Annotated in this window: 14 protein-coding genes; 5 read left to right on the top strand and 9 right to left on the bottom strand. The window is 69.8% G+C overall.

Annotation, left to right across the window (positions count from 1 at the left end):
* Positions 1-53 precede the first annotated feature (53 nt).
* From modA to H9Q09_RS16730, 4 genes are all read left to right on the top strand, one after another.
* On the top strand, positions 54-740 hold the full coding sequence (gene modA, locus H9Q09_RS16745; RefSeq protein ID WP_246716198.1) for a molybdate ABC transporter substrate-binding protein: 687 nt from the start codon (positions 54-56) through the stop codon (positions 738-740).
* Positions 741-746: 6 nt separating this feature from the next.
* Positions 747-1418, top strand: coding sequence for a molybdate ABC transporter permease subunit (gene modB, locus H9Q09_RS16740; protein ID WP_187391970.1), 672 nt, complete (start codon positions 747-749; stop codon positions 1416-1418).
* Positions 1415-2536 (top strand): molybdenum ABC transporter ATP-binding protein, encoded by a 1122-nt coding sequence (gene modC / locus H9Q09_RS16735; RefSeq protein WP_187391969.1) that lies wholly within the window; start codon positions 1415-1417, stop codon positions 2534-2536. Before modB ends, modC begins: the two co-directional genes overlap by 4 nt.
* A gap of 78 nt (positions 2537-2614) precedes the next feature.
* The gene (locus H9Q09_RS16730; RefSeq protein ID WP_187391968.1) at positions 2615-3157 is read left to right on the top strand and encodes a cytochrome b/b6 domain-containing protein; all 543 of its coding nucleotides are present in this window, start codon (positions 2615-2617) and stop codon (positions 3155-3157) included.
* A 15-nt stretch (positions 3158-3172) separates the two neighbouring features.
* Here H9Q09_RS16730 and H9Q09_RS16725 read toward each other — a convergent pair whose 3' ends face one another.
* The 4 genes from H9Q09_RS16725 to H9Q09_RS16710 are packed head-to-tail and all read right to left on the bottom strand — an operon-like array spanning position 3173 to position 6409.
* A complete protein-coding gene (locus H9Q09_RS16725; protein WP_187391967.1) occupies positions 3173-3961 on the bottom strand; it encodes a methyltransferase domain-containing protein in 789 nt (262 codons plus the stop codon).
* The gene (locus H9Q09_RS16720) at positions 3958-5007 is read right to left on the bottom strand and encodes a glycosyltransferase family 4 protein (protein WP_187391966.1); all 1050 of its coding nucleotides are present in this window, start codon (positions 5005-5007) and stop codon (positions 3958-3960) included. The genes H9Q09_RS16725 and H9Q09_RS16720 overlap by 4 nt, the downstream gene beginning before the upstream one ends.
* Positions 5004-5402 (bottom strand): 6-carboxytetrahydropterin synthase, encoded by a 399-nt coding sequence (locus H9Q09_RS16715; RefSeq protein WP_187391965.1) that lies wholly within the window; start codon positions 5400-5402, stop codon positions 5004-5006. The genes H9Q09_RS16720 and H9Q09_RS16715 overlap by 4 nt, the downstream gene beginning before the upstream one ends.
* Positions 5403-5437: 35 nt before the next feature.
* On the bottom strand, positions 5438-6409 hold the full coding sequence (locus tag H9Q09_RS16710) for a zinc-binding alcohol dehydrogenase (protein WP_230788619.1): 972 nt from the start codon (positions 6407-6409) through the stop codon (positions 5438-5440).
* Positions 6410-6756: 347 nt separating this feature from the next.
* Between H9Q09_RS16710 and ribA the strand changes: the two genes are divergently transcribed.
* The gene (ribA, locus tag H9Q09_RS16705) at positions 6757-7896 is read left to right on the top strand and encodes a GTP cyclohydrolase II RibA (RefSeq protein ID WP_187391963.1); all 1140 of its coding nucleotides are present in this window, start codon (positions 6757-6759) and stop codon (positions 7894-7896) included.
* Positions 7897-7917: 21 nt separating this feature from the next.
* Here ribA and H9Q09_RS16700 read toward each other — a convergent pair whose 3' ends face one another.
* From H9Q09_RS16700 to H9Q09_RS16680, 5 genes are all read right to left on the bottom strand, one after another.
* Positions 7918-8682 carry an FkbM family methyltransferase gene (locus H9Q09_RS16700; protein WP_187391962.1) on the bottom strand — a complete coding sequence of 255 codons (765 nt, stop codon included), beginning with the start codon at positions 8680-8682 and terminating at the stop codon, positions 7918-7920.
* Positions 8682-10598 (bottom strand): glucans biosynthesis glucosyltransferase MdoH, encoded by a 1917-nt coding sequence (mdoH, locus tag H9Q09_RS16695; RefSeq protein WP_187391961.1) that lies wholly within the window; start codon positions 10596-10598, stop codon positions 8682-8684. The genes H9Q09_RS16700 and mdoH overlap by 1 nt, the downstream gene beginning before the upstream one ends.
* Before the next feature lie 157 nt (positions 10599-10755).
* Positions 10756-12489: an ASPIC/UnbV domain-containing protein gene (locus tag H9Q09_RS16690; protein WP_187391960.1), complete on the bottom strand. Its 1734-nt coding sequence runs from the start codon at positions 12487-12489 to the stop codon at positions 10756-10758.
* Positions 12486-13913, bottom strand: coding sequence for a di-heme oxidoredictase family protein (locus H9Q09_RS16685; protein ID WP_246716191.1), 1428 nt, complete (start codon positions 13911-13913; stop codon positions 12486-12488). The genes H9Q09_RS16690 and H9Q09_RS16685 overlap by 4 nt, the downstream gene beginning before the upstream one ends.
* Positions 13913-15133 (bottom strand): ROK family protein, encoded by a 1221-nt coding sequence (locus tag H9Q09_RS16680; protein ID WP_246716190.1) that lies wholly within the window; start codon positions 15131-15133, stop codon positions 13913-13915. The genes H9Q09_RS16685 and H9Q09_RS16680 overlap by 1 nt, the downstream gene beginning before the upstream one ends.
* Positions 15134-15226: the final 93 nt, after the last annotated feature.

Here is a 15226-nt window from a genome sequence, read left to right as displayed (position 1 = left end):
TTGCGCAGAGCGCGACATTGCTGACCGCGCTGACTCTCGCGGTTTCTCCCTCCATGGCGGCCTCGACGCGGGTGGCCGTCGCTGCCAACTTCACCGAGGCCGCGCAGGAGATCGCCGCCGCCTTCACGGCTGCGACCGGCGACACTGCCGAACTCAGCTTCGGCTCGACCGGCACGCTTTACACCCAGATCTCGCAGGGTGCGCCCTATGAGGTGTTCCTGGCGGCCGACGCCGCGCGACCGGCGAAAGCCGTCGCCGAGGGGCTCGCCGTTGCCGGCAGCCGCTTCACCTACGCCATCGGCCGCCTCGTCCTCTACAGCAGCGAGCCGTCCCGCGTGACCGGCGAGACAACGCTGACCAAGGGCGCCTTCGACCGGCTGGCCATCGCCAATCCGGCCACCGCCCCCTATGGCGCGGCGGCCGTCGCCACGCTGCAGGCGCTCGGGATCTACGAGGCGGTTCGGCCGAAGCTCGTGCAGGGCACCAGCATTGCCCAGGCCTACCAGTTCGTCGCGACCGGCAATGCCGAGCTGGGGCTCGTCGCGCTGGCGCAGGTCGCCGGCAAGCCGGGCGGTTCGCACTGGCAGGTTCCGGCAGAACTGCACGACCCGATCGACCAGGATGCCGTGCTCCTCGAAGCCGGCCGGGACAGCGCCGCGGCCGGGGCCTTTCTGAACTTCCTGAAGAGCCCGGAAGCGGGCGCCATCATCCGCCGCTATGGCTACGAGACCGGAGCCTGACGGCCGATGTTCGATGGCGGCGACATCTGGACCCCGATCCTCCTGACCATCCAGCTCGCCGCGGCGACGACGCTGATCCTGCTCGTCCTCGGCACGCCGCTGGCCTGGTGGCTGGCGCGATCGACGGCGCGGTGGAAGGAGATCGTCGGCACGCTGGTCGCCCTGCCGCTGGTGCTGCCGCCGACCGTCCTCGGCTTCTATCTGCTGATCGCGCTGGGGCCGGAGGGCCTCGGCGGCCTTCTCGGCCTGCGCACCCTCGCCTTCAGCTTCGAGGGGCTGGTGATCGGATCGGTGATCTATTCCATGCCCTTCGTCGTCCAGCCGATCCGCAACGCCTTCGAGGCGATCGGCGACCGCCCGCTGGAGGTCGCGGCGACCCTCAGGGCCTCGCCGCTTGATCGTTTCCGGACCATCGCTCTGCCCCTGGCGCTGCCCGGCTTTCTCACCGGCGCGGTGCTGGGCTTCGCCCATACGGTCGGAGAGTTCGGCGTCGTCCTGATGATCGGCGGCAGCATCCCGGGCGAGACCAAGGTGCTTTCGGTGGCGATCTACGACTATGTCGAGACCCTGCGCTGGGCCGAGGCTCATATCCTCGCCGGCGGCATGCTGGTCTTCTCCTTCCTCGTCATCCTGGCGATGACCCTGTTCGGCCGCCGCATCGGCCAGCCCCAGCCGTGAGCGCCGAGGCCGAAACCGGGCCGGCCGGCCTCTCCGTCGCCCTGGCGGGCCGTCTCGGCGCCTTTGCGCTCGACATCGCCTTCGCGGCGCCGGCGACCGGGGTGACCGCGCTGTTCGGCCCCTCCGGCTCCGGCAAGACCTCGGTGCTGCGCGGCGTTGCCGGGCTGGCCGCCTTCGACGGCCGCGTCACCGTCGGCGACGAGATCTGGCAGGACGCCGCGAGCTTTCGCCCGCCCCACCGGCGGGCCGTCGGCTATGTCTTCCAGGAAGCCAGCCTGTTTCCGCATCTCACCGTGGCGAAGAACCTTGTCTATGGCGCCAGCCGCAGCCCCGGCGGTGTCGATGCCGCCCATCACGCCGAGATCGTCGAGCTCCTCGGGCTCGCACCGCTGCTTGCCCGCGCGCCGGCCGGCCTGTCGGGCGGCGAACGCCAGCGGGTCGCGCTCGGCCGCGCCATCCTGTCCCGGCCGAAGCTGCTGTTGATGGACGAGCCGCTCTCGGCCCTCGACCGCTTCGCCAAGGACGAGATCCTCCCCTATTTCGAGGCGCTGCAGGCCGAGCTCGCCATTCCCGTTCTCTATGTCAGCCACGACATCGCCGAGGTGGAACGGCTGGCCGACCGGATCGTGGTGATCGAGAAGGGCCGGGTCCGCGCCGCCGGCGCGCTCAATGCAGCGCTCACCGATTCCGGCCTCGGCTTCGTGCGCGATCCCCATGCCGCGGCGGTGCTGCCGGCTCGAGTCGTCGCCCACCATGCCGAAGACGCCCTCACCGAACTCGACCTCGGCGGCCAGCCGGTCTTCGTCGACGGCAGCGGCCCGCACGATGTCGGCGCGGCGCGGCGCCTGCGCATCGAGGCCCGCGACGTCAGCCTGTCGCGCGAGATCCCGACCCTGTCGACCATCTCCAACACGCTGAAGGTGCGCATCCTTGCGATCGAACCGGCCAATGCCGCTGATTATGCGGTCTTCCTGGCGCTGGAGGGGGCCGAACAGTTGAGCTTTGTCGCCAAGGTGACCCGCCGCTCGGCGCGCCGCCTGTCGCTGACGCCGGGCGACCGCGTCTTTGCCCAGATCAAGTCCGTCTCTCTCGCCACCGCCCGGGCGATCGGCGGCTGACGCGGCGCCGGCTTGTCGGACTTCTGAAAGTCACCGACCTGACCTAGGGTAGGGTCCCGAGCCGGAGGCCGAGCCAGAATGACTATGCAGGACAGGATCGCATCCCACCCCCTCGCCTATCCGGTCGCCTCGCGGCTGATGCACTGGGCCGTCGCGGTTCTCGTCCTGGCGGTCTGGCCGCTCGGCGCGGTGATCAGCGTGGTCAAGGACGACGCCAAGACCGGCTTCTACTTCTTCCACGAGTCCCTCGGCTTCCTGATCCTCTGGCTGATGCTGGCGCGCATGGCCCTGCGGCTGCTCTACCCGCCGCCGCCGCATCCGCCGATGCCGGTCTGGCAGGCGCGCATCGCCAATATCGTCCACGGCCTTCTCTATGTCGTCCTGATCGTCCAGCCGATCGTCGGCTTCCTCGCCACCAACGCCTTCGGCTTTCCGCTCGACTGGTTCGGCCTCGGCACGGTCTGGAGCCCGGTCGGCAAGTCCGACGATCTCGCGCCGATCCTGATGCAGGTGCACGAAATCCTAGCCTGGTCGATCCTCGCTTTGTTCGTGCTGCACATGGGCGGCGTCCTGCACCACCACATCCTGCGCCGCGACGCGACCTTGCATCGGATGATCTGACAGGCGAGGCCTGCGCTAGCGCGGCAGGGCCAGCACGTCGAGATGACCGACGCGGCAGGTACCGCGCCCGGCATTCTCCATCCGCATCTGCCGCCAGCCGGCAAGATCGGGCGTCGCGATCGCGCCGGTTTCCGCCACCGCATCCGCCATGCCGGCATCGAAGAGCCGCCGCAGCGGCGCCTCGTCCGCGCCGAGACGCCATGGCGAGGACGCCGTGCGCACGGCGTATCCGCGCGCCGCGAAGGCATCGGCAAGGGCCGATCCCGCATCGGGTCCGAGCGCCGTGCCCAGCCCCTTGTCGCCGCGCTGATGGCCGTTGAAGGCCGCCACCACCGCCGCGTCGAGCCGATGCGCCTCGCTCCAGGCAACGCTGCCGTCATAGCTGAGCGCGGCATAGAGCCCGGCCCCTTCGGCAACGAGCCGATCAGCCAGCCGCTCGACGAAATCGCGCGAGGCGAGATCGAACAGGGCGGATGCCGTGACCAGCCGGACGCCGGACAGGTCGAGGGCATCGAGATCGCTCAGATCGGCCTGCACTGTCTCGACATCCTCTGCGGCCACGAGCCGTCGCCCGGCCTCGGCCAGGAGCGCCGCATCATTGTCCACCAGCCGCCAGCGCAGGCGCGGCGCGTGCGGCGACACGGCGCGCAACGTCGATCCGGTGCCACAGCCGAGATCGACGGCGAGCGGGGCGTCACCCGCACCCTCCAGCCAGGCGACGGCGCCCTGCAGCAGGCCTGCGCCCCGCGCCGCCCCGTCGGCGGGTTCGCGAAGATCGAGCCAGTTGGTGTCGAAGCCGCTCATGCCATGGCCCTTGTCAGAATGTGTGAAAGTGTCCCGGCGCTCTGGCGCCACGACGGCAGCACCTGTCCCGCCGCGTAGGCTGCGTCGCCCATCGCGCGGCGCCGCTCCGGCTGAATCAAGAGCAGGCGCAGCGCGTCGGCAATGCCGGCGGCATCGCCCGGCGGAACCAGTATGCCGGCCGTCTCCGGCACGACCTCGGGCACCGCCCCGCCCGCACAGCCGACGATCGGCAGGCCGTGCGCCAGCGCCTCGGCGAACACCATGCCATAGCCCTCGTAGCGGCTGGCCAGGGCGAAGATGTCGGCCGCCGCATACTCCCGGTCGATCGCCTCGCTTGCGCCGCACAGGGTGAGACGGTCGCCAAGCCCCAGCTCGACGACCCGGGACCTCAAGGCCTCGGCCGTCGCCGGGTCGGCAATCTCGTCGCCGACGATCCGGCAGTGCCAGGAAAGGTCGCGGATGCGGGCCAGCGCGTCCGCGAGGGTCGCATGGTCCTTGCGGGCGATCAGGCTGCCAACCGACAGGATCGTCGGAACGTCGTTGCTGCTGCCTTGTGCCTTCGCGGCCGCCCCGGTGCCGGGCACCACGACGGCGAGCCGGTCGTTGGCGACGGCAAAGTTGGCGACGAGCTCCCGCGAAGTGGTCGGGCTGGTGGTCACCACCTCCCGTGCGAAACCGAGGGCGCGCCGCTCGCTCGCCGCCAGTGCCGCGGCCGTTGCGGCATCGAGCCCGGTTTCCAGCGCCAGCGGATGATGGACCAGCGCCACGAGACGCAGGCGTTCGGCCTCGGCCGCAGCGATCTCCGGCATTGCACCGAAGGCCAGCCCGTCGACCAGTACCAGCGCTCCGTCCGGCAGTCCGGCCAAGAGGCGCGCCGTCTCGGCGAGGCACGCGGCATCCGGCTGCGGAAAGCCGCCCGGCAGCGGCAGATGGTTGACCTGCCAGCCAAGGGCGCCGAGTTCGGCGATCATCCGGCGGTCATAGCCATAGCCCCCGCTGCGGGTCGCCAGATTGCCGGGGATCGCGAAATACAGCGTTCCGATCAAAGATCGGCCTCGTACCAGGCGCGCGCCACGTGGGATTCGTGCAGCTGGATCTTCAGGCGCTTCACCCGGGCCCCGCCGTCGCCGAGCTCCCCGGCGGCGATCTTCGCGGCGATCGCATCGAAGAGATGCTTGGCCAGGAATTCCGTGGTCGTCACCTTGCCGGCGAAGATCTCGAGTTCGTCGAGGTTCTGGTAGTTCAGCGGCTTGACGACGCTGGCGAGAATCTCGGTCGCCAGACCGATATCGATGGCAAGGCCATCCGCGTCGAGGCTGTCGGTGAAGAATGCCGCGTCGACGACGAAAGTCGCGCCGTGCATGCCCTGCGCCGGCCCGAAGACCGGACGCGGCAGGCTGTGGGCGATCATCATGTGGTCGCGGACTTCGACGGCGAACATGGGCAGGTCCTTTCGGGAAGCGGTCGGATGAAAATTCAGTCGTAGCGGATGCGGTGGCACAGTGTCGCCGGGTCGGCGAGAATGCCGCCATAGCGCTCGGGCAGCTCAGTGAAGCGGGTTTCGCCGGAGACGAGCCCGTCAAGGCGCGGGTCCGCGAGCAGCGCCAGGGCCGTGGCCATCCGGCGACCGAGGCTCCAGCGCGCCCGGCGATCGGGCGGCACATGGCCGACCTGCGAAGCGACGATCTGCAGGCGGCGACTGTGGAACGCCCCGCCCAGAGGCACGCTGACCGGGCGGTCGCCATACCAGCTCAACTCGACGATGCGCGCCTCGAAGCCCGCCGCTTCGATGGCGGTCGCAAGCCCTGCCGCGCTGGCGGAGGCGTGGACGACCACGTCGCAATCGGCCGGTGCCCCGGCCGGGGAGGCGAAACGACAGCCGAGCGTCTGCGCGATGGCGGCCCGCTCGGGGTTTAGATCGAGGAGGCAGGTGTCGGTGCCGGGAATGCGGGCGGCCAGCCAAGCGACCAGCAGACCGACGAGGCCGCCCCCGACGATGGCGAACCGGTCGCCGGGCGCAATCCCTGCGTCCCAGACCACGTTGAGCGCGGTTTCCATGTTGGCGGCGAGCACCGCCCGTTCCGCCGGCACATCGTCCGGGACCGGAACGGCCATCGCGGCGGGCGCCTGAAACCGGTCCTGATGCGGATGCAGGCAGAAGACCGTCTGGCCGAGCCGTTCGGGCGGGCCGGCAACGATCTCGCCGACGGTCGAATAGCCGTATTTCACCGGAAACGGAAAATCACCCGCCTGGAGAGGCGCGCGCATCCGCTCGTGCTCGCTCTCCGGCACGTGTCCCGCCGCCACCAGCGCCTCGGTGCCGCGGCTGATCGCCCCGAACCGGCTGGCGATCTCCACCGATCCCACGGCGAGCGGGCCGAGGTCTTCGACGCGCAAATCCGGTCGATCCGGCCCCTCGAGCCAGAGAGCGCGACATATGGTCGTCATGGGCACAGTCGCCTTTCGATCGATCGTGGCTCGCCGGCAGCAGCGATGTCGGCGTCCCCGCGCTGCACACACCGGCCTCGATGGGCGAGGTCGTCGCGCAAGTGGCTGAATTCGCAGCCGGGGCCGCGCGGCGTCGGCAGGACTGGTGAATCTGGAGAGAGGAACTAAATCCCCATGTGATCCGGTCAACAGGACTGCGACGGCTCGGCCGTTTCGCAAGGGGTGACGATCTATCCCATATCGGGCGCTGGGGATTTTCCCCATCGACCCGACATAGGGTGCCAGCGATCGGGTTCCGGTCGAAGCAACGCGAACGGTCCGCGAAGGGGCCAGAACGGGCGGGTAGGATGACCATCCACACCAACGCGTCAGCAGCCGACCCGGCACAGGTGTCGCTGGCGTCCTTCGGTCCCGATGCGGCGATCCGCTGCGAGCGCGCCGCTGCGGAACTGCGCTTCGGGCGGCCGATCCGGATCCTCGGCGAAGACGGCGCGGCACTGGTCGCGCTGACGCTGGACACGGCGACGCCCGCCGGCTTCCGCGACCTCTCCGACATACTAGGCGACCGTCTGCAGCTCTATCTGACGCAGCAGCGCGCCAGCGTTCTTGCCATCGACGCCCCGGATGGCGCCATGATCGGCATCGACGGCATGGACTTCGACACCGCCTGTCACCTCGGCTATCTGCGCGGTGCCGTTCCGCCCGAAGGCTGGCAACCGGCCAGCCGCCTAGCCGGAGAGGCTGCCGGCGTCGCCCGCCTGGCGCTGCTGCTGCCGGCCATCGTCTGTGCGTCGATCGCCGCCGACGATCCGATCTTCGCCGACTGCGCGACCATCGGGGTCGGCGACATCGCCGTGGCGCTCGCCGCGACGTCGCGCCGGTTCGAGGTGGTGGCCGAGACGGCCGTGCCGCTGGCGGGGATCAAGGAGGCGCGCTTCGTCGTGTTCCGCGGCGGCTTTGCCCAGCGCGACCAGATCGCCATCGTGGTCGGCCAGCCGGACCGCGCCTTTCCGGTGCCGGTGCGGGTCCACTCCTCCTGCATCACCGGCGATCTCTTCGGGTCGCTGAAATGCGATTGCGGCGACCAGCTGCGCAACGGCCTGAAGACGCTGGAAGCGCGCGGCGGCGGCGTGCTGCTGTATCTCGACCAGGAAGGGCGCGGCACCGGTATCGCATCCAAGATGCGCGCCTACGGCCTGCAGGCCGAAGGCCTCGACACGATCGACGCCGATGCGGAGCTGGGCTTCGGGGCCGACGAACGCCGCTACGAGACCGCCGCCGCCATGCTCGACGGCCTCGACATCAAGCGCATCGACCTTCTGACCAACAACCCGCTCAAGGTGGCCTATCTGAAGGCCTGCGGCATCGACGTGGTGGATCGCACCCCGGTGACCGGCACGGTAACGGTCGAGAACCGCCGCTATCTGCGCACCAAGGCGGAACGCGGCGGCCATCTCCTGGCCGTCGATCGCCTGTTCGGCGGCTGACCGCGGTTCGATTGCGCCGCGTCAGGCGGGATCGAGGAAGCAGTAGACGTCGCCGGAATTCGCCGCCTCCGGCAGGCGGGACAGATGCGCGGCCATCGCTTCCACGGTGTCGCCCGCCGACGTTTCCCAGGCATGGCTTTCGCCGATCGACAGGCGAAACCGGCGATAGCCCAGCGCGCTTGCCCGGGACAGCGCGGCCAGCGCGACGTCCCGCTGCAAGGTCGTGAACTCGAAGGAGAGGATCGGCACCGGGGCGCTCAGCCCGGCGAGCACCCGGTCCTCCAGTCCCTCCACGTCGATCTTGATGAAGGCGGGCCGGCCATGGGCGGCGATCAGATCGTCGAGCGTCACCGCCGGCACGGTGACCGCCCCGTCCCAGACCTGATCGCGCCAACCGGTCCCGCTTGCCGCCGCCGCGACCAGCGCGTCCGACCCCGTGGTGACGGTCGGATTGGCGCTGTTCACATGCAGTCGGATCTCGCCCGGCGCATCGGAAACGGCCGCCTGCACGATGTCGATGCGGCGGCGCCAGCCGAAGGCCAGCCGCAGCAGGAAGGCAAGCCTCGGCTGGGGCTCGACAGCCACCACCCGCGCGCCGAGACCGTGCAGGACACGGGTCCGGTCGCCGACATGGGCGCCGATGTCGAAGACGAGGTCCCCCGGCCGGACCAGACCGCCATAGAAGGCTGCGAGGGTGCGCCGATGCCGGCGATCGCCGTGATAGATGGCAAGGCTGCGCAGGATGCCCGACCAGCCCCGGAAGCTGCCGACGCCGCGTCCACCCATCAGCGGCGGCCGATGTCCGCGTCGATCCGGATCGGCACCGGCGCGGCATAGGCGTTTCGGACAGCCTCGCCGGCGACGGGACGCCGCCAGCGCCGCGCGGTCGCCGGCACCAGATCCTTCAGCACCATCGGCAGGGCGGATTCCTCCGGCACGGCAAACAAGCCGGCCCGCGACAGGACGCGGCCGAGGACCGGCATGGCGGTGACGACGGTGAAGGGGATCGCCACGAGAAGGCCGGCAACGAAGGGCAGCGACCAGACCAGCGCCAGCGGCGCGGCGGCGAACAGCGTGACCGCCATCACACCGCCGAACAGGGTCTGCGGCCACATCGCCCGGATCGCCAAACCCCAGCCCACACCCAGCACGTCGCGGTTCTGGCCGCTCCAGGTCACCGAGCGCCCGAAGGGCAGCCCGGCCAGGAAGATCGTCACATAGACCGCGACGACCGGCGCCATCAGCATGGACATCAGGATCTCGACAAGGGTCGAGACGGCGAAGCGCAGCGGGCCACCATAGGAGCGCACGGCGCCGCGGGTCAGCACCACGTCGAGCGCGCCGGCCAGCTTGGGCGAGATGCTGAGGAAGAAGATCACCGCGAACAGTCCCAGGCCGAGCTCGACATAGCGGGCGTCGAAGGTCCCGGTCACGGCCTTGGCACAGGCCGCGATGGTCATCGCCAGCCAGGCCGGCGGCGCCATGTACATCAGGATCGCCTGCAGGATCTGGAAGCGGCTGAGCGGCGCAAGGCCGGGCGTGAACAGGAACCGCCAGTACTGCATGTTGCCCTGACACCAGCGCAAATCCCGCTTGGCGAAGTCCGGCAGGGTCGGCGGATTGGTCTCGTAGCTGCGGGTCTCGACCGGGATCACCCGGACCTCGTAGCCGGCGCGGCGCATGTAGGCCGCCTCGAGCTGGTCGTGGCTGAGCACCGGCCCGCCGAGCGGCGGGCGACCCGGCAGGTCCGGCAGCCTGCAATGGGCCCGGAACGCCGCCGTGCGGATGACGGCATTGTGCCCCCAATAGGGCCCGCAATCGGCGTTCCACCAGGCGGCGCCCATGGTGAAGGAGCGCATGCCGTGACGCATGCCGAACTGGAAGATCCGCGCAAAACCGCTGTTCGCCGGCATGCCGACAACGAGGCTCTGAAGGATGCCGAGCCGCGGATGCCGCTCCATCGCCGCCACCATGCGCACCATGACGTCGCCGGCCATGACGCTGTCAGAATCGAGCGGCAGGAAATAATCGTACTCCACCCCCTCGTCGGCGAGGAACGCGGCGATGTTGCCCGCCTTGTAGCCGGCATTGTCGAGGCGGCGGCGATAGACGGGCTCCCGGCCGAGCGCGAAGATGGTCGTAAATCGCTCGAAAGCCGCCTCTTCGCGCTGCCCGATCTCGACGTCGTCGGTATCGCTGAGGACGAAGAAGCGGAAATGGTCGGCAAGCCCCGTCTTGGCGAGGCTGCGGCGCATGGCCTCCAGGCGCTCGAAGCTCGGCTCCGGCGCCTCGTTGCGCAGGGTCATGACGATGGCGGTGCGGCTGGTCAGCCGCGCCGGGCGCCCCGCGGGTCCGGCCTCGAAGAACGGATAGACGCTGGCCGCCGGGTCGGCGGGCCCGTGCAGCAGGACGAGACCGATCACCGCGTTCCAGAAGCCCAGCACCGTCCACGGCGTCGCCAGCGCGAAACCGGCGAGGATGACGGCTTCGAGAGCATCGATCCCGTCGCCCGACAGGATCAGCGTCACGCCCGCGGCGAGCCCGACGATCGTCGCCAGATTCAGCGCGGCAACGAACCAGCGACGCATGGCGATTGGCCAGCCGGCTGCCTCGATGACCGGCAGCGCGGCCTCCGGCGCCGGCACGCGGTCCGTCTCGACCATCTCGCGGATGTCGCCGCCGCCTTGGGGTTCGCGCAGCACGTCTCGCACCTCGAATGACGATGAATGTCTCGGCCAACGGCCTTGCGGGCCACGCGCCGCCAAAAGCGTCCGCATGAAGGGCGGAAAACGCGACCGTTCGATGACCGTTGCATCACGAAACCGCGTCCGATCGCCTCAGGCGCGGCGATCCAGGCGGCTAACGCTGCGCTGCCGCGGTGGTCGCCGGCGAGAAGGCGGGCCGGTCGGCATCCGGATACCAGTATCGCGCCGCCGGCTTGTCGCGCTCGATCAGCACGAAATTGTTGGCGAAGACCCGGTAGGGATGGCTCCATTCGCCATCCGGCCACTGGACGCGGATCTCCGCCCGTTCGGCCGTGCCGAGCCCCAGATGCACGAAGCCGGAAGTGCCCGATGCGTGGCCCCCGCCGACCTGGATCGTCCGGTTGAGCGAGACCGTGCCGATCTTGACCGACAGCTTGGCGCCGAGCGCCGCGCGGTTGCCGCCCTTCTGGCTGAGCGCGACCTCCAGGAAATTGCCCAGCGGCCGCGTGCCGAAATCGCTCTTTCCGCCGAGATTGCGGAACAGGCTGGCCGGCCCGCCGCGATTGACCACCAGAATGTCCTCGGCGCCGTCGAGATTGAAGTCGGTGAGCAAGGCGCCGCGCCCCTTGGTCGGCAGGGCCAGCCCCGCCGCCTCGCCGCGCTCGGTGAAGCGGCCGTCGAAGCCGCCCATCAGGAGATTGTCCGGATCGTAGGCGGCGAAATCCGGCATCGCCTCGACATTGCCCTTGGCGATGAAGAGATCGAGCGCCGTATCGTTGTTGAAATCGGCAAAGCCCGCATGCCAGCCGGTCGAGGGCCGGCCCTGATCGCCGGTATAGGGCCGGTGTGCCGTCGCCCGCCGCTCGAAGGCCTCGTCGCGATAGGTCGGCGCATCCTCGAACTCCCGGTCGAGGAACTGAAGCTTGGTGTCGCCCATCGAGGTCAGGGCATATTCGGGATAGCCGTCGCCGTCGACGTCGCCTTCGGCGATGCCCATGCCCCAGATGGTCAGATGCTGCCAGCCATCGGCCTTGCGATAGGGACGCGGCGCGCGGCCCGGCTCGACGCGCCACAGCTGCTCCTCGCCGCCGCGGTAATATTGCCGGTCATTGGTGATCCGCAGCGATGGCTGGCCGGAGCGGTTCCAGTCGGTGAACAGCATCGACAGGGCGCAGAAACCGGGACTGAGCGCCGTCGGCTCGGAATAGTCCGGATGCCCGTCGGCCCCTTCGCGGGGACGCAGCAGCACATTGTCGGCGCAGGTGCCCCAGGGCGAGCCCGGCGCGGCGCGGTCGACGTAATTGCCGAAGGCCAGCGTCGGATAGATCGCGCCGGGCTCGACGATGGCCGAGAAAGCCGTGGTCCAGGCCCGTCCGCCATCGAACTTCCAGTCGAAATTCGCCTTTTCGAAGCGGCATTCCGGCCCGCCTTTCAGGAGCAGGTTCGCGCCGACCCGCAACAGCACCAGATCCTCGTGGCCGTCCTGATCGATATCCAGCGGATAGGCGCCGGTCACATTGGCGAGGTCCTTCGGGTCGATGTCCTGCGCCAGTTTCTCGAAGGCAAGCGGCCCGCCCGCCTGCGAGCGGTTGGCGTAGAAACCCGCCTCACCCTTGCCGCCCGCCAGAAACAGGTCGGGAAAGCGGTCGCCATTGCAGTCGAAGGCCGCACCGCCGCCGCCGACGAAGAACTCCCACGGCCCGCCATAGCTGTGCGCGATGCCCGCCGCCTTGGCCTCCTCCTGGAAAAGCGGCGTGTCGCCGGCAAACGGCAAAGGCGCGTCCGCGGGCCCCGCGGCATGGGCCAGGCCCGCCGAGGCCAGCAGCACGAGGGCGGCGCCGATCGCAGAGAAGCCGCCGCCGCGGGCCGGGGTCTGATGGCCGGTCATGGCGTGATCCTCAAGGTCTTCAGCCAGGCGATCAGCGCCGAACGGTCGGCCTCGGCCAGGTCCTTGTAGCCCGCTGCACTTTCGCTCGCCGCGCCGCCATGGACGCGGATCACCTCGTCCAGCGTGGTCATGTCGCCGCGATGGCCATAGGGCGCCGTGTCGGCCAGCCCCCAGAGCTCGGCGGTCATGAAGACATCGCGTTCGACAAAGCGCTGGGCCAGCGTCTCGTTGCCAAGATCGGCGGTGCGGGTGTCGGCAATGCGGTGGCGCTTCAGATCGCCGAACAGCGGCACCAGTACCCGCCCTTCGGCGTCGCGCGGCAGATGCTGGGCCCACTCGGTCAGGGCAAGGTCGTAGACGGCCGGCGTCTCGACATCGCCGGTGCGCAGCGTCCCGGCGGTGTCGACCGGACCGGGATCGGCGAAGGCGAGGCTGTCCAGCGGCAGCGAGGGGCGATGGCAGCTCGTGCAGCCGAGTTCCGAGAAGACGTCGCGCCCCCGTGCGGCGGCCTTGCGCCACGCAGCATCCTGCGGCGCGATCTCGCGCGGTGCCGGCAATGTCGCCTGCCAGGCGACCAGGGCCGAGACTTCGCCGGCGCCGAGCTCGTCATCGTGCCCGTCGCCGTCGAAATCCGCCGTGCCGGTCCAGCGGGTGCCCCAGCGCTCGTCCGGCTGCATGCCGTGATGCTGGTTGAGCGCATTGACGGTGAACTGGCGCAGCGAGGTCATCACGCCCTTCTGGGTGAAGGGGCGCACCACCAGGTCGTCGTCGACGCCGTCGAGTTCGCCGAGATCCACCGATCCGTCGGGCAGCGCGGTGATCCGTCCGAAATCGACGCCCTTGGAGGTCAGCGTCCGGCGGACTTCCCTGCCGCTCGCGCGGGCCTCTTTCAGCGCCTCGGCCCGCGCCGCCGTCAGATCGACGGTCATCTCGCGCGCCAGGAGTTCGATCAGCCCGGCGCCGAACAGATGGTTGGTGCCGCGCTCGTTGGAAAATTGCGGATCGAGCGTGTCGAACTCGGCGCTCTCGAAGCCCTCCGACACGAAGGCATTGGCGACGAAGCCACCGGCGCCGCCGGCGACCGGTTCGTTGTGGCAGGACGAGCAGGCATTGGCGTCGGGGCCGGCGAGGCGCTGGAAGGCGTGCTCGGCCGGGCGCCGGCTGCGGGTCGGCACGATCGCCTGGGTCGCATTCGGCCGCCCTGCCCCGTCGAGAATGGTGAAGCGCGCTTCGAACAGCGCGCGGCCCTGTTCGGTCAACTCCGCGAGGGCCTCGGCGGACAGGGGCCCGGCCAGCGTCGCGGGGTCGATCCGCTGGCGGATGGTGCGCTCGCTCCAGGCCGGCTCCTCCGCCATTGCCGGTGCGAGCGGTCCGCCCAGCGATCCGAGGAGGATCATCGCGAGGATCGCAGGACGAGGTTGCATCAGGCGGCCTCCCTCGTCTCGGCGCCGCCGGCTCCGGCGAACTCGCCATCCACCGCAGCCAGCGCCTTGGCCGCGGCCGCCTCGAACACCAGCTCATCCACATCCTCGACCCGCGAGAAGGGCGTGTCGACGCCGACGCCGTCAATGGCGCTGTCGCCGATGCCGGCGCGGATCGTCGGCTCCAGAAGGTCCATGGCATGGGCCCCGGCGCCGGTGACCACGATCGGCAGCGGGTCGATCAGCGTGAACATGCGCCCGAGACTGTAGCCGATCGCCGTGCCCGCCTCCTCGAAGGCCGCCAGCGCGGCGGCATCGCCGGAGCGGGCGAGCGCCGCCAGCCGGTGCATGTCCTCGTCGGAAATCCGCCGTGTCGGGATTTCGTCGGTTCGCCCGTAGGCCCGGCGCCAGATCGCATAGTCGCCGGCATAGGCTTCCACGCAGCCGCGATTGCCGCACCGGCAGAGCGCGCCGCCGGGAATGTGGTTGATATGGCCGAACTCCACCGCCGATGAGCGTTGGCCCTGAAAGGTGCTGCCGCCGAGCCGCAGGCCCATGCCGACACCGAAGCCGATGAACAGGGTGGCAAAGTCGCGTCCGACGAAATCGGGCTTCCAGCGGAACGCCTCGGGCATCAGCGAGCAGTCGTTGAAGACGCCGACCTCGGCGCCGGTCAGCGCCGACAGCGGGCCGGCAATTTCCAGATTGCGCGCCTTCAGCGTCGGCGACCACAGGATGCTCCGGGCATTGCTGTCGGTCTTGCCCTGCACTGCCAGAACGATCTGCCGGGGCAGCGGCGCACCGGGGCTCGCCGTCTCTGCCTCGCGCAGGAGTTCCACCAGCAGCGCCACCAGCCCATCCTGGTCGAGATCGGCGATGTCGCGTTCGCAGGAGGCCGCACCGAGGGTCACACCGCGATAGTCGCACAGGCGCACCGACAATTCGCCGACGGCGATCTTGGCGGTGGCGACGGTGGCGGCCGCCCCTTGCAGGCCGAGGCTCTTGCCGGGCCGGCCGCGGCGCGAGGCGCGTTCGTCCTCGTCGACCTCGACGATGAGGTCGGCGCGCAGCATGCCGGTGGTGATCGCGGACGCCGCTGACACCGACAGGCCGGTGGCCGCACTGATCGCCTTGCGGGTGGCGATCCCGGTGCGTCTGAGATGGTCGATGACCGCGCGGCGATTGTGTACGCGCACGGCATCCGCATCGGTCTTGGCGAGCATGATCCCTGGTTCCTCCCCCGGCCTAGGACGGCCGCCCTCCTCGGCGGATAGCCATAGCCCCATTGTCATGTTGACACGCCTGAAAATTGCTGT

Origin of the sequence: Aurantimonas sp. DM33-3, assembly GCF_014334315.1 — a bacterium.
Taxonomy (GTDB): Bacteria; Pseudomonadota; Alphaproteobacteria; order Rhizobiales; family Rhizobiaceae; genus Aurantimonas; species Aurantimonas coralicida.
This window is presented reverse-complemented; position numbering and strand designations above follow the sequence as displayed.

Excerpts from the sequence above, each read along its gene's own strand:
- modA (WP_246716198.1), top strand. The coding sequence starts at position 54 with ATGGCGGCCTCGACGCGGGTGGCCGTCGCTGCCAACTTCACCGAGGCC.
- modB (WP_187391970.1), top strand. The coding sequence starts at position 747 with ATGTTCGATGGCGGCGACATCTGGACCCCGATCCTCCTGACCATCCAG.
- H9Q09_RS16730 (WP_187391968.1), top strand. The coding sequence starts at position 2,615 with ATGACTATGCAGGACAGGATCGCATCCCACCCCCTCGCCTATCCGGTC.
- H9Q09_RS16725 (WP_187391967.1), bottom strand. The coding sequence starts at position 3,961 with ATGAGCGGCTTCGACACCAACTGGCTCGATCTTCGCGAACCCGCCGAC.
- H9Q09_RS16715 (WP_187391965.1), bottom strand. The coding sequence starts at position 5,402 with ATGTTCGCCGTCGAAGTCCGCGACCACATGATGATCGCCCACAGCCTG.
- H9Q09_RS16710 (WP_230788619.1), bottom strand. The coding sequence starts at position 6,409 with ATGACGACCATATGTCGCGCTCTCTGGCTCGAGGGGCCGGATCGACCG.
- ribA (WP_187391963.1), top strand. The coding sequence starts at position 6,757 with ATGACCATCCACACCAACGCGTCAGCAGCCGACCCGGCACAGGTGTCG.
- H9Q09_RS16700 (WP_187391962.1), bottom strand. The coding sequence starts at position 8,682 with ATGGGTGGACGCGGCGTCGGCAGCTTCCGGGGCTGGTCGGGCATCCTG.
- H9Q09_RS16690 (WP_187391960.1), bottom strand. The coding sequence starts at position 12,489 with ATGACCGGCCATCAGACCCCGGCCCGCGGCGGCGGCTTCTCTGCGATC.
- H9Q09_RS16685 (WP_246716191.1), bottom strand. The coding sequence starts at position 13,913 with ATGCAACCTCGTCCTGCGATCCTCGCGATGATCCTCCTCGGATCGCTG.
- H9Q09_RS16680 (WP_246716190.1), bottom strand. The coding sequence starts at position 15,133 with ATGCTCGCCAAGACCGATGCGGATGCCGTGCGCGTACACAATCGCCGC.